Below are 18,917 nucleotides of genomic sequence, written 5' to 3' on the forward strand. Positions count from 1 at the left end.
CCTCGGCAAGGACCGACACTACCGCGTCGATCACGGCTTTACAGCCGGTGGCGCGCGCCGGGCGGCCCCGCCTGATTACAGCGATCGTCCGCAAATGGGGCGCGAGCGGGCCGTCAGTATCGAGCGGGTATTCCCCTGATAGCCGCCTGAGAAATCAACGCTATTCTGCCGCCTTACGAAGATAGTGGCGGAGGGCTCCGCCCCTGCGGTGCGCTGCGTTTGCGCTAATGCGCCGCGAGCCAGTCGGCGACCTGCGCCGCGATCGGCGCGAACACGCGGTCGCCGGCTTCCGCGGCGGGAGGGCGCCCCGCGTCGCTCGCGGTGCGGATGTCGATCGCCAGCGGCACGCGGCCCAGGAACGGCAGACCTAGCCGCTGAGCAGTGGCTTCCGCGCCGCCGCGCCCGAACGGATCCGACACCTCGCCGCAATGCGGGCAGGCATAGCCCGCCATATTCTCGACCAGCCCGATGATCGGCACGCCCGCCTTGTCGAACAGGTCGATCGCGCGCGTCGCATCGATCAGCGCCAGGTCCTGCGGCGTCGAGACGATCACCGCGCCCGCGGGCTTGTGCTTCTGCACCATCGTCAGCTGCACGTCACCCGTGCCCGGCGGCAGGTCGAGGACGAGCGTGTCGGTCGCGCCCCAGTCCGCCTCGACCAATTGGGTCAGCGCGCCGGCGACCATCGGTCCGCGCCACGCCAGCGCGCGCCCGTCCTCGACCAGCTGCCCCATCGACAGCATCGGCACGCCATAGGGGGTGGGAATGGGGTCGAGCACCTTGTCCTTCGCGGTCGGGCGGATACCCTCCGCCGCCATCAGCCGTGGCTGCGACGGGCCATAGATGTCGGCGTCGACCAGCCCGACGCGCCGCCCGGCCCGCGACAGGCCGATCGCCAGGTTGGCGGCGATCGTCGACTTGCCGACGCCGCCCTTGCCGCTCGCCACCGCGACGATGCGGCGGCGCGCGCGTTCGGCGGTGACGATGACGCGCAATTCGCCGTTCCAGCTGCTCGCCGCGGCGGCGCGCACCTCCGCCTCCAGCGCATCGCGCGCCGCCGGGGCGAGCCCCGTCGCGTCGAGCACGATGCCGGCGCGCGCGCCCTCGATCCGTACCGTCGCGCGGTCCCCCGCAGCGGCCGCGACGGCCTGCTTCAATCCGATCTCGTCCATGTCGTGCGCGCAGATAGGGCGGCTTGCCCGGCTTGGCACTGTTTTTCCGCGATGGTCCTCCTATAAAGGTGGTCATGACCATCCTGCCGGGCCGCCGGGCACGCCCCCTTGACCTTCCCCCCGCTCTGGCCGTCGAACCGCCGAAAAGCCCGTGGGGGCAGGGCGACGGCCCGTCCGACGACGGACCGCGCAACCCCTGGGCGGTGCCGCAGGCCGGCCGCAAGGGCGGGCAGCGGCCGACTGCGCTCGACGAATTCCTGAAGAAGGCGCGCGGCGGCGACGGTGGCGGGTCCGGCAACGGCGGCGGGTTCGGCGGCGGCCTGCCGGGGGGCACCAGCGCGCGCGGGCTGTGGCTGATCGGGGCGGGCATCATCCTGCTCGTCTGGATCCTGTGGACGTCGATCCACCCGATCGCGCCGCAGCAGCGCGGCGTCGTCACGCGCTTCGGCCGCTATGTCGAGACGCTGAGCCCGGGCATCGCGCTGACGCTGCCCGCCCCGATCTCCGACGTCGTCAAGGTCGACGTGCAGAACATCCGGTCAGAGGATTTCCCGGAGAACGGCGGCGAGAATCTGATGCTGACGGGCGACCAGAACATCATCGACCTCGCCTATGCGGTGCGCTGGACGATCGCCAACCCGGAGGATTACGTCTTCCAGATCGACAAGCCGCGCGACACGGTGCGCGCGACGGCCGAAAGCGCGATGCGCGAGGCGGTCGCCAACATGCCGCTCGATCGGATCATGGGCCCCGGCCGCCCCGTCATCGAGGCGGAGGTGCAGGAGCGGATGCAGAAGGTGCTCGACGACTATAAGTCCGGCATCCGCATCGTCGGCGTCGGCATCAAACAGGCCGATCCGCCCGCGCGCGTCAACGACGCGTTCAAGGATGTGACCGCGGCGCAGCAGGATGCGCAGGGCGCGCGCAACCAGGCGCAATCCTATGCCAAGCAGATCGTCGCGCAGGCGGAGGGTGAGGCAGCGCAGTTCGACAAGGTTTACGAGCAATATCGCCTCGCGCCCGATGTGACGCGGCGACGCATGTATTACGAGACGATGGAAGCGGTATTGGCCAAGACCGACAAGACGATCGTCGAGACGCCCGGCGTCATCCCCTATCTGCCGATCGCGCCGGGGCGCAAGCTCCCCGATCCGCAGGCTGCGGCGCCCGCACCGACCCCCGCGCCGGCGCAGGGAGGCGGCCAGTGAACGCGCTCTGGAAGAATCCCGTGACGCTCGGCCTCGCCGCGCTCGTCGCGGTCATCCTGCTCGCCGCGACGGTTACGATCGTGCCGGAGACGCAGCAGGTCGTCGTGCTGCGCTTCGAACAGCCGGTGCGCACCGTCAACGCATGGCGGCCGGGGGAGGTGTTCGGCCGTACCGGCGCTGGCATGATCGCGCGTATCCCATTCGTCGATCGCCTCGTCTGGCTCAACAAGCGCATCCTCGACGTCGATTACGACAACCAGCAGGTGCTCTCCTCCGACCAGCTCCGCCTCGAGGTCGATGCCTATGCGCGCTATCGCATTGTCGATCCGCTGAAGGCGGTGAACGCGACGGGCAGCACCTCGTCCACCGAAACGCGCATCTCCGATGCGCTGCGGCCGCTGCTGGGTAATGCGATCCGTAATGAGCTCGGCAACCAGCCGTTCGCGATCCTTCTCTCGCCCGAACGCGACCGGGTGATGGACAACATCCAGGCGCGGCTGCAACGGCTTGCCGGCCAATATGGCGTGCAGATCGTCGACGTGCGGATCAAGCACGCCGATCTACCCGACGGCAGTCCGCTGGAACGCGCGCTGGCGCGCATGCGCACCGCGCGCGAGCAGCAGGCGACGACGATCCGCGCAGAGGGCAACAAGGAAGCGCAGATCATCCGCGCCGAAGCCGACGCCCAGGCCGCGCGCATCTATGCGCAAAGCTTCACCAAGGACGCCGATTTCTACAACTTCTATCGCGCGATGCAGTCCTACCGCCGGACGTTCGGCGCGGCGGGCGGCCCGGCGCCGGAAGGGTCGACGTCGATCATCCTGTCGCCGAACAACAGCTATCTGCGCGAGTTCGAGGGCAAAGGGAAATAGGGCTGGGAAGGGGACTGTCGCTGCGGCGGGAGCCTTCCACCTTTCAGACGCGTTCATATTCAAGCGACGTTCAGCGATTTGGTCCAATAAGGCACCATCCTTACCGGGACCAATACAGAAGAGGACCAAAGACTAGTGCGCAACGCCTACGCCATCACCAGTGCACTCCTCCTCGGCGGCGCCGCCGCCACCCTGGCCCTCCAGCCGTCCACCGCGCAGGTCGCGCAGAACGAACCTGGCGCGATCCAGGCGAGCGCACCGCGCGCCGGCGCGCCGATGAGCTTCGCCGACATGGTCGCCAAGCTGCAGCCGGCGGTGGTCAACATCTCCACCAAGCAGACGATCGTCCAGCGCCAGCAGGCCAATCCGTTCGCCGGCACGCCGTTCGGCGATCTGTTCGGCGGCATGGGCGGGCAGGGCGGTGCGCCGGTGAAGCGCGAGGGCGCCTCGCTCGGTTCGGGCTTCCTGATCTCGCCGGACGGCTATGTCGTCACCAACAACCACGTCATCGCGCCGGGTGCGCAGGGCGCGACGGTCAATTCGATCACCGTCACGCTCAACAACAAACAGGAATATACCGCCCGCGTCATCGGCAAGGACCAGGACTCGGACCTCGCCCTGCTCAAGATTGATGCCAAGGACCTGCCGTTTGTAAAGTGGGGCGACAGCAGTCGCGCCCGCGTCGGCGACTGGGTGCTGGCGATCGGCGAGCCCTTCGGCCTGGGCGGCACCGTTACGGCAGGCATCATCTCGTCGATCAACCGCGTTACCGGTCAAGGCGGCGCCTATGACCGGTTCATCCAGACCGACGCATCGATCAACCAGGGCAATTCGGGCGGCCCGATGTTCGACATGAACGGCAACGTCATCGGCATCAACTCGCAGATCTTCAGCCAGTCGGGCGGCAATATCGGGATCGGTTTTGCCATTCCCGCGTCGATCGCGCGGCCGATCATCGACACGTTCATGAAGGGTGGCAAGATCACGCGCGGCTATATCGGCGTGACGATCGGCGGCCCGGTCGACGACGATGCCGCCGCCGCGCTTGGCATTCCCAAGAATCGCGGGGAGCTGATCGCGCGCGTTGAGCCGAACGGTCCGTCAGCCAAGGCAGGCTTGCGCTCGGGCGACGTGGTCGTGCGGATCAACGGCCAGGAGGTGACGCCCGATCAGACGCTGACCTATCTCGTCTCGAACCTCCAGCCCGGTACCACCGCTAAATTCGAGGTGCTGCGGGGCGGCCAGCCGGTAACAATCAACATTCAGGTCGCGACGCGTCCGTCTAATGACCAGTTGCTGGCGCAAGCCAACGGCGGCGATGACTCCGGTGGCTTCGGCCCGAATGCCCCTCAGGGCGACGGCTCCGACGACAGCGATGGCGACACCGGTGTCGTGCAAGGGGCGGGCGGCCCGCTGGGGCTCAATGTCCAGCCGCTGACCCCAGGCATCGCGCGTGCGATCGGAGTCGATCCGACGACGCAGGGTGTGGTGATCGCCAGTGTCGATGCTTCGAGCGACGCGGCCGGCAAGCTGCAGCGCGGGGATGTCATTTCGTCGGTCAACGCGATCCCGGTGCGCACTGCTGCCGATGTCGCTAGGATCGTCGCGCAGGCGAAGGCCGCCGGGCGTACACAGGTGCTCGTGCTTGCACAGCGCGGCCGCGGCGCGGCGCGCTTCCTGCCGCTGAAGATCGGCAAGTAACCGTCACCTCTGTGTGACGCACGGGGCCGCCGTTTCCATCGGGAACGGCGGCCCTTTTCTTTTGCGCGGGCCAGCGTCTATCACCGGCGCACCACCACGGGAGCGTGCGACATGGCGGACGGCATCTTCATCGGCGCGGGCGAGGGCGGGGCGGACCCGCAGCGTCTCGACCTCAGACGCGCCAACCGCCACGGCCTGATCGCGGGCGCGACGGGTACCGGCAAGACGGTGACGCTGCAGGGGATCATCGAGGGGTTCTCGAAGATCGGCGTGCCCAGCTTCGTCGCCGACGTGAAGGGCGACCTCTCCGGCCTCGCGATGGCCGGATCGCCGACCGCGAAGACGCATGAGGCCTTCGCCGCCCGCGCCGCGGAGATCGGCGATACGGATTGGGCCTATGCCGACAATCCCGTGCAATTCTGGGACCTTTACGGCGAACAGGGTCATCCGATCCGCACCACCGTCAGCGAGATGGGGCCGCTGCTGCTCGCCCGGCTGATGGATTTGAACGAGGTGCAGGAGGGCGTGCTGACGATCGCCTTCCACGTCGCGGATACCGAGGGGCTGCTGCTCATCGACCTCGACGACCTGCAGGCGATGCTCGCCCACTGCGCGGAGCGCGCGGACGAGTTGACGACGACCTACGGCAACGTCTCCAAGCAATCGATCGGCGCGATCCAGCGCTCGCTGCTCCAGCTGCGCAGCCAGGGCGGCGAAAAGTTTTTCGGCGAACCCGCGCTCGACCTCGCCGATTTCCTGACCACCGACGATCGCGGGCGCGGCATCGTCAACCTGCTCGCCGCCGACAAATTGATGGCCGCACCCAAACTCTACGCGACCTTCCTGCTCTGGCTGATGAGCGAATTGTTCGAGCATCTTCCCGAGGTGGGCGATCCCGACAAGCCGAAGATGGTGTTCTTCTTCGACGAGGCACATTTATTGTTCGACAATGCGCCCGACGCGCTGCTCGACAAGATCGAACAGGTCGTGCGACTGATCCGGTCGAAGGGCGTCGGCATCTACTTCATCACGCAGAACCCGATCGACGTGCCCGACAAGGTCGCCGGGCAGCTGGGCAACCGCATCCAGCATGCGTTGCGCGCCTTCACCCCGCGCGATCAGGCGGCGGTGCGCTCCGCGGCGCAGACGTTCCGCACCAATCCCGGCGTCGACGTCGCGACGGCGATCACCGAGCTCAAGGTCGGCGAGGCGCTCGTCTCGCTGCTCCAGCCCGATGGTGCGCCGTCGCCCGTCACGCGCACGCTGATCGCGCCGCCCGCCAGCCGCGTCGGCCCCGTCACCCCCGACGAGCGGCGCGTGATGATCCAGACCGACGCGATCGGCGCCAAGTACGACACCGTCGTCGATCGCGAATCGGCGGAGGAGATCCTCGCCGCCAAGACGCAGGAGGCCGCCGCCGCGACCGCGGCCGCCCGCGCGAAGGACGATGCGGAAAAGGCCGCCGCGCTCCAGAAGAAGGAGGATGCCAGGGCCGCCAAGGACGCGGCGCGTGCGCAGGCCGCGCAGGACAAGGCGGACGCGCAGGCACGGCGCGAAGCGGCCAATTCGCCATGGGCGAAAGCGATGACGTCCGCGACGCGCGCCGCCTCCAGCTCGATCGGCCGCCAGGTCGCCAACGAGATCGGCAAGCAGGTGTTCGGCATCGGGCGCGGACGCAGCAGCAGTAGCGGCGGCCTCGTCGGCACGGTGCTACGCAACGTGCTGGGCAACCTGATGCGGGGGTAACGTCCGCGTGCTCCTGCGCACGCAGGAGCCCAGGATCACTGTCGATGGCGTATGTGGCTCTGGGTTCCTGCCTTCGCAGGAACACCGCGGGCGTGACATTCGCCGTTCCCGCGCGCACAACGGGCGTCCCATCATCAGGAGCCGCCGCATGTCCCTCGACACCCTCGATCCCGCCGAATGGACCGCGGCCGGCGAGGCGGAATTCGACGCCGTCGTCGCGCTGCGCCGCGCGATCCACGCCGAGCCTGAGGTCGGGCTGCACTGCCCGCTGACCACCGAGAAGGCGAAGGCCGCGCTCGCCGGCCTGCCGCTCGAAATCCACGACAGCATTTCCACCACCGGGTTCATCGCGATCCTGCGCGGCCAGCGCGGCGACAACGGACGCACCGTGCTACTGCGCGGCGACATGGACGCGCTGCCCATGGCCGAGGAGACGGGACTGCCCTTCGCCAGCACGCATGCGGGCAAGATGCACGCCTGCGGCCATGACGCGCATACCGCGATGCTGGTCGGGGCCGCGCGGGCGCTGTCGGCGCGGCGCGACGCTTTGCCCGGCACGGTCGTCTTCATGTTCCAGCCCGGCGAGGAGGGGCATCACGGCGCGCGCTTCATGATCGACGACGGCCTGCTGGCAAAGGCGGCGCCCGACGCCGCCTTCGCGCTCCACGTCTCGCCCAACGCGCCGGCGGGGCTGGTGGTGACGCGCGGCGGGCCGATCATGGCGTCGGCCGACACCGTCCACATCGTCGTCCACGGCCGCGGCGGCCATGCCGCGATGCCGCACGATTGCCTCGATCCGATCCCGGTCGCCTGCGAGATCGTGCTCGCGCTCCAGACCTTCGTCGCGCGACAGGTCGCCGTCACCGATCCTGCCGTGCTGTCGATCACCAAGATCGAGGCGGGCAGTGCGCACAATATCGTGCCGGGCGAGGTGCGGATGCTCGGCACGCTGCGCACCCTGTCGGAAACGACGCGCGCGACGATGCGCGCGGCGCTGCAGCGGATCGCCACGCATATCGCCGCCGCGCACGGCGCGACCGCCGAAACGCGGATCGACGAAGGCTATCCCGTGACCGTCAACGACCCGCGCGGCGCCGCGCTGATCGCGGCGTGCGCCGACGGGCTCGCCCCCGGCGCGGTGATGACGATGCCGCAACCGATGATGGGCGCGGAGGATTTCTCCTACGTCCTGCAACAGGTGCCGGGCGCCTTCGCCTTCGTCGGCTTCGCCCCCGAGGGCAGCGATCCTGCGACCAACCCGCCGCTGCACAACACCCGCATGCAGATCGAGGAGGCGGTGATGGCGAAAGGCGTCGCGCTGCACTGCGCGATGGCGACGCGCTTCCTGGAACGCGGGTTCGACTGACCATCAGCGAGATTATCTCGACGCTGGCCCTCGTGCTGGGCGTGTCCGCGACCGTAATTTGGTCACCGGAGCGGTTGATAGGAACTCGGCTCCGTAGCGTGGTCCTGCGACGTCGGGACGACAAGCCGGCACGCCGTCGATAGGCTTGGTCCGACGACCGAGGCCGTCACGGGAGTTAATCCCGTGACGTCGAAGCCCGGCCGGCCGGGCCCGGCCGGCCTTGCCCGTGTGGGGCCTAGCCTGCGCTAGGCCTGACCGGGCTGCGGCTTGATCAGGCCGATCTCCACCAGCCGTTCGTGCAGGTAATCGTGCGCGGTGATCGGCGTCGGGTAGCGGTTGGGGTTTTCCGCGCTAACCGTCTGCGGCAGCGTTTCGATCAGGAAATCGGGCGCGGGGTGCAGGAAGAAGGGCATCGAATAGCGCGAATGGCCGCGGCGCTCGGGCGCGGGGTTGACGACGCGGTGCGTGGTCGAGGGCAGCACGTGGTTGGTCAGCCGCTGCAGCATGTCGCCGACGTTGACCACCATCGCGCCCTCCGGCGGCTTGATCGCCAGCCATGCGCCGCTCGCCTTGTCGAGCAGTTCGAGGCCCGCCTCCTCCGCGCCGAGCAGCAGGGTGATGAGGTTGATGTCCTCATGCGCGCCGGCGCGTACGCCCTCCGCATCGACCGGGATCGGCGGATAGTGGAGCAGGCGCAGCACCGAATTGCCGTCCTTCACCGCCGGGTCGAACCAATGCGCGTCGAGGCCGAGGTGCAGCGCGATCGCGGACAGCAGTTTGTCGCCCGCGCGATCGAACGCGGAAAACAGCTCGACGAACGTGTCCTTGAACCCTTCCGGGCGGGTCGGCCAGACGTTCGGCGCCATCTGGTCGGCGAAGCGATGCCCTTCGGGCAGCTCGCGGCCGACGTGCCAGAATTCCTTGAGATCGACGTGACGCGCGTCCTTGGCGATCTCTGTCTTGAACGGCGTGTAGCCGCGTGCGCCGCCACCGCCCTCGACGAAATAGCCGCGCTTCTCGTCTTCGGGCAGCGCGAACAGCGCCTCGGTTTCCGACCAGGCGCGGTCGATCAGGTCCTGCGGAATGCCGTGGTCCGCGACGATCGCGAAGCCGAAGCGTTCGAACGATCCGCCGAACGCGGCGGCAAAGGCGGCCGGATCGCGCGCCTGGTCGGCCAGGCTAAGGACGGGAACCTGCGCGCTCGCGGCGGCGGCTTCATGCGTGGGGGTGTCGAGCATCGTGAACAAATCCGGTTGGTTACGAAGGTCGCTATATCCCCTTCGCCGCAAGCCGTCATCCATCCGCTCGCGTCGTCGGCCGCCCGTCGCGGCCCCGTCGCGGCAATGATTCGACCGTGCGGGTTCGGGCAGCCTTCATGTCCCAACGTCGCGGCGGGAGGAGATCGTATAACGCTTCGCCGCAGACCGCCCCCGTTTGAGCGCGCCGCGCCGCGCGAATGCTTGTCGAACAGTATCGGCCGGGGCAGGTAGCCTTCGTCGAAGCGCAGGGGGCTGCGTAACATGACGATCACCGAAGCCGGGTCCGGTCAGGGCGGATGCGGCGGATGTCTTTGGGGTCCGATGAACAGCTTTATCCGTATTGCCGCATCGTCCGGTACGCGTCTTGCCGCCCTCTCCATCACCGCCGCGCTGGTCGCCGGCCTTCCCGCCATCGCCGATGCGGCGACCACGACCGGGGCCGCCGCGACGACCGCCACCGCCGGCGCGACCGCGGCCGCGGCGGACACCGCGGAGGCGCAGGCCGACCTGAAGGCGGACGCGCAGTTCCGCACGCTGTTCCAGAGCTGGAAGAAGCTCGACACCGCGCCGCAGGGCGGCATCGCCATCCCCTCCGTCCAGCCCGTCCAGCACCTGCAGTTCACCAGCAATTTCGGCATCCGCTCCGACCCGTTCCAGGGCACCGCGCGCATGCATGCCGGCGTCGACATCCCCGGCCCGATCGGGACGCCGATCTACGCGACCGCCGACGGCATCGTCGATCACGCCGGTCGCCAGGGCGGCTACGGCAATCTGGTCGAGATCAACCATGGCAAGGGTATCGCCACGCGTTACGGCCATCTGTCGAAGATCCTTGTCGCCGACGGCACCCATGTCACGCGCGGCCAGCTGATCGCGCTGATGGGCTCGACGGGCCGCTCGACCGGCTCGCACCTGCATTATGAGGTCCGCATCGACGGCCACGCCGTCAACCCGGCGCCCTTCCTCACCACCGCCGACTATCTGCTCGCCGCGCAGGATCGGGCGGTTCACGTCATCCCCGTCTCGACCGACGGCCCGGCCGCACAGGACTGATCGGCACGGGCGTCTCGAAGGACGACGTGGTCTCCACTTCGTCCACTTCCGCGCGGGTGCACCGCTGGTTGCCCTGCCCGGGCGGCGCGCCTATCTCGGCAGCATGACCCAGCCCGACATCGCCCTTACCCCCGCCGCCGCCGCGCGCGTCGCGGCGATCGCCGGGCGGCAGAACAAGCCCGCCATCCTGCGCCTGTCGGTGGAGGGCGGCGGCTGCTCCGGCTTCCAGTACAAGTTCGGCCTCGCCGACGCACCCGAGGCGGACGACACCGTCGCGACCACCGACCAGGTGGCTTTGGTCGTCGACAGCATCAGCCTCGACCTCGTCCGCGGCGCGTCGGTGGATTACGTCGAGTCGCTCGGCGGCGCGGCGTTCCGCGTCACGAATCCCAACGCGGCGTCCGGCTGCGGCTGCGGCACCAGCTTCGCGATCTGACGCGTGAAGCTCGTCACCTATAACGTCAACGGCATCAAGGCGCGCCTGCCGCGTCTGCTGGAATATCTCGCCGAACAGCAGCCCGATGTCGTCTGTCTTCAGGAACTGAAGACCACCGACGACACCTTTCCCGCCGCGGAGATCGAGGCGGCGGGATATGGCGCGGTGTGGCACGGGCAGAAGGGGTTCAACGGCGTCGCCGTGCTCGCGCGCGGGCAGCAGCCCGTCGAGCGGCAGCGCGGCCTTGCGGGCGAGCCGGAGGACGAGCACAGCCGTTACCTTGAATGCGGCGTCGGCGATCTTGTCGTCGCCAGCATCTATCTGCCCAACGGCAATCCTCAGCCGGGGCCGAAGTTCGACTACAAGCTGCGCTGGATGGACCGTCTCGCCGATCGCGCCGCGGCCCTGCTTGCCGAGGAAGTGCTGACGGTGCTGATGGGCGACTATAACGTCATCCCCAACGACGACGACACCTTCTCCGTCCGCGCGATGGCCGACGACGCCCTGATGCAGCCCGAAAGCCGCCAGGCGTATCGCCGGCTGCTGGCGCAGGGGTGGACCGACGCGCTGCGCACCCGCAAGCCGAAGGGCGGTGTCTGGACCTTCTGGGATTATCAGGCGGGCGCGTGGCAGCGCGATGCGGGCTTTCGCATCGATCATCTGCTGCTCAGCCCTGCGGTCGCCGACCGGCTGCGCGATGCGGGCGTCGACAAGGAGTATCGCGGCCGCGACAAGGCGAGCGACCACGCCCCGACCTGGGTCACGCTTCGCTAGGACGGCACCGCTGGCGTACGGGGCGGTGCCTCGCTATCGCATCTCCAACGAACGGATAGGGAGATGATGATCCGATGAAGCGCTTCGTCCTCGCGGCCGCCGCCGGCTTGCTCGCCGGCACGGCCGCCCTGGCGCAGACCCGCCCCGCCGGTGTCGATGCGACCGCGATCGACCGCGGCGTCAAGCCCGGCGACGACTTCGACGCTTATGCCAACGGCGCCTGGCGCGCCCGCGCGGTGATCCCCGCCGACCGATCCTCGACCGGCGTGTTCCTGCGCGTCATCGAGCTCGCCGACCAGCGCAACGCGTCGATCGTCGCGGACGCCCGCGCCGCCAACGGCGCTGCGGGCAGCGATCAGCGGCGCATCGCGGATTACTATGCCGCCTATATGGACCAGGCCGGCATCGAGGCGCGCGGCATCGCGCCGTTAAAGCCCGCCTTCGCCGCGATCGACGCGGTGCGCGACAAGGCGCAGCTGTCGCGCCTGCTGGGACAGAACGTGCGCGTCGATGTCGATCCGCTCAACGCGACCAACTTCCAGACGGGCAACATCCTGGGCCTGTTCGTGACGCAGGCGTTCGACCGGCCGACCGAGACGGTGCCCTACGTGCTGCAGGGCGGGCTCGGTATGCCCGACCGCGACTATTACCTGTCGGACACGCCGGCGATGCGCGAGGTCCGCGACGCGTACCGCACCTATGTGACGACGGTGTTCCAGCTCGCCGGCTTCAGCGACCCCGCGACGCGCGCCGTGCGGGTCATCGATCTGGAAACGAAGATTGCGCGTGCGCACGTCGACCTCGTCACCAGCCAGGACGCCCACAAGGCGGACAATCCGTGGAAAAAGGCGGATTTTGCCGCCAAGGCGCCCGGCATCGACTGGGACGGCTTCTGGCAGGCGGCGGGCCTCGGCCGTCAGCAGGTTTTCGTCGCGTGGCAGCCGGGGGCGATCACCGGCCTTTCCGCGCTCGTCGCCAGCGAGCCGCTGGCCGCCTGGCAGGACTGGGTGCGCTTCCACCGCATCGATCGCGTCGCGAGCGTGTTGCCGCGCGGCTTCGACCAGGCGAGCTTCGCCTTTTACGGCAAGGCGCTGAGCGGCACGCCGGAGCAGCGCGCCCGCGACAAGCGCGCACTCAATGCCGTCAACGGCGCGCTGGGCGGCGCGATGGGGCGCATCTATGCGCAGCGCTATTTCCCGGCGAGTTCGAAGGCCGACATCCAGGCGATGGTCGGCAACATCCTGAAGGCGTTCGACACGCGCGTCGCGGGCCTGACGTGGATGCAGCCCGCGACCAAGGCGGAGGCGCGGCGCAAGATCGAGACGATGGTGGTCGGCATCGGCTATCCCGACGCCTGGGCCGACGACCGCGGGCTGGAGGTACGCGCCGACGACCCGGTCGGCAACATCGACCGCGCCGAGCTCGCCCGCACCCGCCAGCAGCTCGCCAAGATCGGCAGGCCCGTCGACCGGCGCGAATGGTGGATCGAGCCGCAGGTGGTCAACGCGCTCAACCTGCCGCTGCAGAACGCGCTCAACTTCCCGGCCGCGATTCTCGAGGCGCCCTTCTACGACCCCAAGCGCGACGCGGCGGCCAATTACGGGTCGATCGGTGCGATCATCGGCCATGAGGTGAGCCACAGCTTCGACAACCTCGGCGCGGACTTCGATGCGGACGGGCGCCTGCGCAACTGGTGGACGCCGCAGGACCTCGCCCGGTTCGAAGCACAGGGCCAGGCACTGGTCGCGCAATATGACGCCTACCAGCCGCTGCCCGGCCTGCACGTCAACGGCAGGCAGACGCTGGGCGAGAATATTGCCGACGTCGCCGGCCTGACCGCGGCGCTCGACGCCTATCACGCCTCGCTGGGCGGCAAGCCCGCGCCGGTGATCGACGGCATGACCGGCGACCAGCGCCTGTTCCTCGCCTTCGCGCAGAGCTGGGCGGAGAAGGCGCGCGACAAGGCGGTGCGCGCGCAGGTGCAGGGCGACGTCCATGCGCCGGGCCGCTTCCGCGCGGAGACGGTGCGCAACATCGACGACTGGTATGCCGCGTTCGGGGTGAAACCGGGCGACGCGCTGTACCTGGCGCCCGACAAGCGGGTGCATGTCTGGTGAGCGGCGGCGGTCTCTTCCGTCGCAAGACGATCCAGCCGACCCCGCCGGGCGAGCAGCTGGCGCGCACGCTCGGCTGGCCGCACCTCGTCGCGCTCGGCGTCGGCGCGATCGTCGGCACCGGCATCCTGACGCTGATCGGCGTCGGCGCCGACCGCGCCGGGCCGGCGGTGATCCTGTCCTTCGTCGTTGCGGGCGCGATCTGCGCGTGCGCGGCGCTCTGCTATGCTGAGATGGCGACGATGATCCCCGCGTCGGGATCGGCCTATACCTACAGCTATGCGGTGCTGGGCGAGGTGATCGCCTGGGTCGTCGGGTGGAGCCTGATCCTCGAATATTCTTTGGTCGTCTCCACCGTCGCGGTCGGCTGGTCGGGCTATGCGGTCGGGTTCCTGAAGGGGTTGGGCATCGTCGTGCCCGCGGCGCTCGCCAACGGGCCGGGCCTGGGGGGCATCGTCAACCTGCCGGCGGTCGCGATCATCGCGGTCGTCGCCGGGCTGCTGATGCTCGGCACCCGCGAAAGCGCGCGGGTCAACACCGCCTTGGTGCTGGTCAAGATCGTGACGCTGGCGCTGTTCGTCGGCGTCGCGCTGCCGCATTTCGACGTCGCCAACCTCCACCCCTTCGCGCCTTATGGCTATGGCGCGCCGGCGGGCGAGGGTGGCGTCAAATATGGCGTGATGGGCGCCGCCGCGATCATCTTCTTCGCCTTCTACGGCTTCGACGCGATCTCGACCGCGGCGGAGGAGGCGAAGAAGCCGGAGCGCGACCTGGCGATCGGCATCGTCGGATCGATGCTGGCGTGCACCGCGATCTACATGATCGTCGCCGCGACCGCGGTCGGCGCGCTCAGCTTCACCCGGTTCAGCGACAGCCCCGAACCGCTGGCGCTGATCCTGCGCGAGATCGGGCAGGGGCGGATCGCGACGATCGTCGCCGCCGCCGCGGCCATCGCGCTGCCGACGGTGCTGCTTGCCTTCCTGTACGGGCAGAGCCGCATCTTCCTGGTCATGGCGCGCGACGGCTTCCTGCCGGCCGCGCTCGCCAAGGTGTCGCGGCGGGGTACGCCGGCGCGGATCACCGCGATGACCGCCGTCTTCGTCGCGATCATCGCCGGCCTCGCACCGCTCGACGTCATCGCCAGCCTGGCCAATGCCGGCACTTTGTGCGCCTTCGTCGCGGTGGCGGCATGCGTGCTGGTGCTGCGCCGGCGCGAGCCCGACGCGCGGCGACCGTTCCGCACGCCACTGGCGTGGGTCGTCGCGCCGGTCGCGATTCTGGGCTGTTGCTACCTGTTCACCAGCCTGCAGGCGGTGACGCAGGTCGCCTTCCTCGGCTGGAATGCGGCGGGGCTGCTCGTCTATCTGCTCTACGCGCGCGGGCGGGCGCGGATCGCGTGAGCGGCTGGCATATCGGCGTCATCGGCGGGTCGGGCCTGTACGATGTCGCCGGGATCGAGGATGGCCGCTGGGTGGAGGTGGCGAGCCCGTGGGGCACGCCGTCCGACGCGATCTTCACCGGCCGCGTCGGGCATGCGCGCGTCTCGTTCCTGCCGCGGCACGGGCGCGGGCATCGCATCAGCCCGGAGGCGATCCCCGCACGCGCCAATATCGACGCGCTGAAGCGGCTGGGCGTCACCGACGTGCTCGCGATCTCCTCCGTCGGGTCGCTGGTGGAGGATCGCCCGCCGGGCAGCTTCACGATCGTCGACCAGTTCGTCGACCGCACGCGTGGGCGACCGTCGAGCTTCTTCGGCACCGGGCTCGTCGCGCATGTCTCCATGGCCGATCCGGTCTGCCCGCGACTGTCCGCGCTCGCCGGCGACGCGGCGGTGGCGGCGGGCGCGACGGTGACGCGCGGCGGCGCCTATCTGGCGATGGAGGGGCCGCAATTCTCGACGCGCGCGGAGAGCCGGCTGTACCGGCAATGGGGCTGCGCGGTGATCGGCATGACCGCGATGCCCGAGGCGAAGCTCGCCCGCGAGGCGGAGCTGCCCTATGCGCTGGTCGGCATGGTCACCGATTACGACAGCTGGCGCGAGGGCGAGGCGGGCGTCGACGTGGCCGAGGTGCTGGCGCAGGTCGCCGCCAATGCCGTGAAAGCGCGGGCTTTGGTGCTTGGCCTACTGCGCGGCCTGCCGGCGGAGCGGCCGGCGTCGCCGATCGACACGGTGCTGGACAGCGCAATCATCACCGCGAAGGCGGCGTGGGACCCGGAGTTGGTCGCGAAACTGGACGCGGTCGCGGGGCGGGCGCTGGGGCGTTAGAAAGTCGCAGTGTTTGGCGTGTCCGCGCGATGGCGGCGGTCGACTAGCGTTCGGAATAATCCTTGTGTTTAAAGGGCTTAATCAAATTTTTCGTACATGACGGAAGATTTAGAAAGTCGCAGTGTCCGAGGCGGCGGAGTGTCCGCTTTTGGGAAGAAAGCGGACAATCAGTTTTTCTCAGTGCGGCGCCATAACTGGTAAGCGCACCACCAAACCAATAATGTAATCCCTGCCTGAAAGGCTACCTCGAACCAAAACAAGCCTGGATGGATCATTCGATACGAAGGTCCACCAGTCTTGTGGTAAGCAGTCCCTGTTTGAATTTCCCAGCCCACGAATAAGGTTAGAGCGGCGGCCACTGCTGCCACAATTACCCAGCCGTGTTTGATCGGTCTGCGATTGCCTGCCATCCAGCCAAGTTATCCGCTCCTCCCATCATCGACAAGGAGCGGCACAATGAGCAGCGCGACCGAGGCATCTCAATCGTCGCGAACGTCCGCAATTAGGGCGAAAGCGGACGTTCAGCCGGCCGCCGCCGCGAGTGTCCGGTGATCGTGGATGCACGAACCCGCTGCGCGGGAGGGTCGTGTGTTGCGCGGTTGAGGTCACATCGCGGTCGTAGCGCGTCGGTTGAGCGCTGCGGGCGGCGGGCAGAGCATCGGGGTTCCAAGAAAGGAGCCCTGCCATGACCATCCTCATACCCGTTGTTGCCGTCAGCCCGCTACGCCAGCGTCTCATTGACGAGATGGACATACGCCGGTTCGGCCACGAGACGCAGCGCAATTATATCCGCGACGTCGGGCGGTTCGCGACGTTCTTGGGGCGGTCGCCCGATACCGCAACGGAAGAGGAGGTGCGGCGCTTCCAGATCGAGCAATGTGACCTGGGCGTGCCGGCGCCGACCATGAACGCCATCGTGTCGGCGTTGCGCTTCTTCTTCACGCAGACGCTCGACCGCCCGGACCTGGCGCGCAAGCTGGTCCGCATGCGGCACGTGCGCAAACTGCCGGTGGTGCTGAGCCAGGACGAGGTGGCGCGGCTGCTGGCGGCGACTACGTGCCTGAAGCATCAGGCAGCGCTGTCCGTCGCCTATGGCGCGGGGTTGCGCGCGTCCGAGATCGCCGCGCTCAAGGTCCGCGACATCGACAGCGAGCGAATGCTGCTCCGGGTCGAGCGCGGCAAGGGCGGACGGTATCGCAACGCGATGCTGCCGGCCGGGCTGCTGGCGCTGTTGCGGGAATGGTGGCGGGTCGGTCGGCGGGAGGGCGTGTTGCACGTCGATGGCTGGCTGTTCCCCGGCCAGCACTATCTCAAGCCGATCAGCACGCGGCAGTTGCACCGTATCGTCGTAGAGGCGAGCGTGGCGGCGGGCATCGGCAAGCGGGTTGGACCGCACACGCTGCGGCACTGCTTCGCCACGCATCTGCTCGAGGACGGTATCGACGTCCGCATCATCCAGACGCTGCTGGGGCACGCGAAGCTGGAAACCACCGCCTATTATACGCAGGTCGCCACCCGGGTGCTGCGCAACGTCACCAGCCCGTTCGACCGGCTCGCCACGGCCGCCAGAGAAGCGAGAACGCCGAGCGGCTGAGCGGGCATGCGTGCCTCTTTCGAGGTCGCCGACATCTTCCGCGCTGCCGGTCCCGTATACCGGACCGCCCATGCCGGGCATCTGAGCCTCGACCAGCTCAAGGTCATGTCGGCGATAGAAACCTGCCGTACCGCCGTCATGGGCGGTCACGTCGAGGCCTGCAATGACTGCGGGCACTGGCGGGTTGCCTATAACAGTTGCCGGAACCGGCACTGCCCGCGGTGCCAGGGCGCGGCCGCGCGTACATGGCTTGCCGAGCGTGAGGCTGATCTGTTGCCGGTCGGGTACTTCCATGTTGTCTTCACGTTGCCCGCCGAGGTCGCCGACATAGCGTGGCAGAACAAGGCAGCGGTCTACGGGCTGCTGTTCCAGGCAGCGTCCGAGACGATGACAACCATCGCCGCCGACCCGAAGCACCTCGGCGCCCGCATCGGCATCACGGCCGTGCTTCACACATGGGGTTCGGCGATGACCCATCACCCGCACATTCACATGATCGTGCCGGGCGGTGGGTTGTCAACGGACGGCAACCGCTGGATCTCGTCACGGCCGGCGTTCCTGCTACCCGTCCGCGTTCTCGGCAAGCTGTTCCGCCGCCTGTTCCTGACCCGGTTGATGGTACTCCACGAGACCGGGCGGCTCGCCTTCTATGGCAACCTCGGCCATCTCACCGACAGGCGCGCATTCCTGCGGCATCTGTCCCCGGTCCGGAAGAAGCGCTGGGTGGTCTATGCCAAACCACCGTTTGCCGGACCGGAGACGGTGCTCGCCTATCTGTCACGCTACACCCACCGTGTGGCGATCTCGAACAGCCGGCTCCTTCGCTTCGACCAGACCGGCGTCACCTTCCGTTATAAGGATTACCGCCGGGGTGGCGCTGACCGCCAGCAGGTCATGACGCTGGCCGCCGACGAGTTCATCCGCCGCTTCCTGCTCCACGTTCTGCCAAAGGGCTTCCACCGCATCCGTCACTACGGCCTGCTCGCCGGCGCCACCCGCAAGGCGCATCTCGAACGAGTACGCCAACTGCTCGGTGTTGCAGCGCCCGCGGCGCCCGACGCGCGGGCCGAGCCGGACGACATACGGCCGCCATGCCCCTGCTGCGGCGGGCGCATGGTCATCGTAGAAACCTTCGAGCGCCAGTGTCAGCCCCGCGCACCGCCGGACCATGATCTTCTATCCGGGATGCAGGCGTCGTGACCCGGCACGGCCCGAGGACAACATACTCCGCAGCGCGGGTGCTTGCGGAAACGGTGTCATCCGTGCCGACCGCCGCCAGAGCGCTGACCACGTCGGCCGTTACCGGGCTGCCCCCAAGGTGAACCCATCCTGCCCACCCGATTCCGGACGGTCCAC

General features: G+C 68.5%; 15 protein-coding genes. 13 read left to right on the top strand and 2 right to left on the bottom strand.

Going from position 1 to position 18,917, the window contains the following annotated elements; genetic code table 11:
• Positions 1 to 224 precede the first annotated feature (224 nt).
• Positions 225 to 1,172 (bottom strand): Mrp/NBP35 family ATP-binding protein, encoded by a 948-nt coding sequence (locus DM480_RS10140; RefSeq protein WP_115378723.1) that lies wholly within the window; start codon positions 1,170 to 1,172, stop codon positions 225 to 227.
• 74 nt (positions 1,173 to 1,246) lie between these two features.
• On the opposite strand from DM480_RS10140, the gene hflK reads away from it, so the two are divergent.
• From hflK to DM480_RS10165, 5 genes are all read left to right on the top strand, one after another.
• A complete protein-coding gene (gene hflK / locus DM480_RS10145) occupies positions 1,247 to 2,380 on the top strand; it encodes an FtsH protease activity modulator HflK (protein WP_115378725.1) in 1,134 nt (377 codons plus the stop codon).
• A complete protein-coding gene (gene hflC, locus DM480_RS10150; RefSeq protein ID WP_115378727.1) occupies positions 2,377 to 3,252 on the top strand; it encodes a protease modulator HflC in 876 nt (291 codons plus the stop codon). The genes hflK and hflC overlap by 4 nt, the downstream gene beginning before the upstream one ends.
• Before the next feature lie 135 nt (positions 3,253 to 3,387).
• On the top strand, positions 3,388 to 4,953 hold the full coding sequence (locus tag DM480_RS10155) for a Do family serine endopeptidase (protein WP_115378729.1): 1,566 nt from the start codon (positions 3,388 to 3,390) through the stop codon (positions 4,951 to 4,953).
• Between the two features lie 111 nt (positions 4,954 to 5,064).
• Entirely contained in the window at positions 5,065 to 6,699 is a 1,635-nt protein-coding gene (locus DM480_RS10160; RefSeq protein WP_115378731.1) for a helicase HerA-like domain-containing protein, read from the top strand.
• Positions 6,700 to 6,847: 148 nt separating this feature from the next.
• The gene (locus tag DM480_RS10165) at positions 6,848 to 8,065 is read left to right on the top strand and encodes a M20 metallopeptidase family protein (RefSeq protein WP_115378733.1); all 1,218 of its coding nucleotides are present in this window, start codon (positions 6,848 to 6,850) and stop codon (positions 8,063 to 8,065) included.
• A 245-nt stretch (positions 8,066 to 8,310) separates the two neighbouring features.
• Here the strand turns inward: DM480_RS10165 and DM480_RS10170 are convergent, their stop codons facing one another.
• Positions 8,311 to 9,303 (bottom strand): isopenicillin N synthase family dioxygenase, encoded by a 993-nt coding sequence (locus DM480_RS10170; protein WP_115381144.1) that lies wholly within the window; start codon positions 9,301 to 9,303, stop codon positions 8,311 to 8,313.
• 342 nt (positions 9,304 to 9,645) lie between these two features.
• On the opposite strand from DM480_RS10170, the gene DM480_RS10175 reads away from it, so the two are divergent.
• The 8 genes from DM480_RS10175 to DM480_RS10210 all read left to right on the top strand — a co-directional run bounded on the left by DM480_RS10175 (position 9,646) and on the right by DM480_RS10210 (position 18,761).
• Entirely contained in the window at positions 9,646 to 10,377 is a 732-nt protein-coding gene (locus tag DM480_RS10175) for a M23 family metallopeptidase (RefSeq protein ID WP_115378735.1), read from the top strand.
• Between the two features lie 103 nt (positions 10,378 to 10,480).
• Complete coding sequence (erpA, locus tag DM480_RS10180; protein WP_115378737.1) at positions 10,481 to 10,813, top strand: iron-sulfur cluster insertion protein ErpA; 333 nt, start codon at positions 10,481 to 10,483, stop codon at positions 10,811 to 10,813.
• A gap of 3 nt (positions 10,814 to 10,816) precedes the next feature.
• Positions 10,817 to 11,587, top strand: coding sequence for an exodeoxyribonuclease III (gene xth, locus DM480_RS10185; RefSeq protein ID WP_115378739.1), 771 nt, complete (start codon positions 10,817 to 10,819; stop codon positions 11,585 to 11,587).
• Between the two features lie 74 nt (positions 11,588 to 11,661).
• Positions 11,662 to 13,704 carry a M13 family metallopeptidase gene (locus DM480_RS10190; protein WP_115378740.1) on the top strand — a complete coding sequence of 681 codons (2,043 nt, stop codon included), beginning with the start codon at positions 11,662 to 11,664 and terminating at the stop codon, positions 13,702 to 13,704.
• Entirely contained in the window at positions 13,701 to 15,101 is a 1,401-nt protein-coding gene (locus DM480_RS10195; protein WP_115378742.1) for an amino acid permease, read from the top strand. The genes DM480_RS10190 and DM480_RS10195 overlap by 4 nt, the downstream gene beginning before the upstream one ends.
• Positions 15,098 to 15,967 (top strand): S-methyl-5'-thioadenosine phosphorylase, encoded by an 870-nt coding sequence (gene mtnP / locus DM480_RS10200; RefSeq protein ID WP_115378744.1) that lies wholly within the window; start codon positions 15,098 to 15,100, stop codon positions 15,965 to 15,967. The genes DM480_RS10195 and mtnP overlap by 4 nt, the downstream gene beginning before the upstream one ends.
• A 685-nt stretch (positions 15,968 to 16,652) precedes the next feature.
• Complete coding sequence (locus DM480_RS10205; RefSeq protein ID WP_115378746.1) at positions 16,653 to 17,561, top strand: tyrosine-type recombinase/integrase; 909 nt, start codon at positions 16,653 to 16,655, stop codon at positions 17,559 to 17,561.
• A gap of 6 nt (positions 17,562 to 17,567) precedes the next feature.
• The gene (locus tag DM480_RS10210) at positions 17,568 to 18,761 is read left to right on the top strand and encodes an IS91 family transposase (protein ID WP_115378748.1); all 1,194 of its coding nucleotides are present in this window, start codon (positions 17,568 to 17,570) and stop codon (positions 18,759 to 18,761) included.
• The last annotated feature ends 156 nt before the right edge of the window (positions 18,762 to 18,917 follow it).

This window comes from Sphingomonas sp. FARSPH (assembly GCF_003355005.1).
In the GTDB taxonomy this organism is placed as follows: domain Bacteria; phylum Pseudomonadota; class Alphaproteobacteria; order Sphingomonadales; family Sphingomonadaceae; genus Sphingomonas.

What these genes read in the sequence shown, in the direction of transcription:
- DM480_RS10140 (WP_115378723.1), bottom strand. Translation starts at nt 1,172, where the DNA reads ATGGACGAGATCGGATTGAAGCAGGCCGTCGCGGCCGCTGCGGGGGAC.
- hflK (WP_115378725.1), top strand. Translation starts at nt 1,247, where the DNA reads ATGACCATCCTGCCGGGCCGCCGGGCACGCCCCCTTGACCTTCCCCCC.
- DM480_RS10160 (WP_115378731.1), top strand. Translation starts at nt 5,065, where the DNA reads ATGGCGGACGGCATCTTCATCGGCGCGGGCGAGGGCGGGGCGGACCCG.
- DM480_RS10165 (WP_115378733.1), top strand. Translation starts at nt 6,848, where the DNA reads ATGTCCCTCGACACCCTCGATCCCGCCGAATGGACCGCGGCCGGCGAG.
- DM480_RS10170 (WP_115381144.1), bottom strand. Translation starts at nt 9,303, where the DNA reads ATGCTCGACACCCCCACGCATGAAGCCGCCGCCGCGAGCGCGCAGGTT.
- DM480_RS10175 (WP_115378735.1), top strand. Translation starts at nt 9,646, where the DNA reads ATGAACAGCTTTATCCGTATTGCCGCATCGTCCGGTACGCGTCTTGCC.
- erpA (WP_115378737.1), top strand. Translation starts at nt 10,481, where the DNA reads ATGACCCAGCCCGACATCGCCCTTACCCCCGCCGCCGCCGCGCGCGTC.
- DM480_RS10190 (WP_115378740.1), top strand. Translation starts at nt 11,662, where the DNA reads ATGAAGCGCTTCGTCCTCGCGGCCGCCGCCGGCTTGCTCGCCGGCACG.
- DM480_RS10205 (WP_115378746.1), top strand. Translation starts at nt 16,653, where the DNA reads ATGACCATCCTCATACCCGTTGTTGCCGTCAGCCCGCTACGCCAGCGT.
- DM480_RS10210 (WP_115378748.1), top strand. Translation starts at nt 17,568, where the DNA reads ATGCGTGCCTCTTTCGAGGTCGCCGACATCTTCCGCGCTGCCGGTCCC.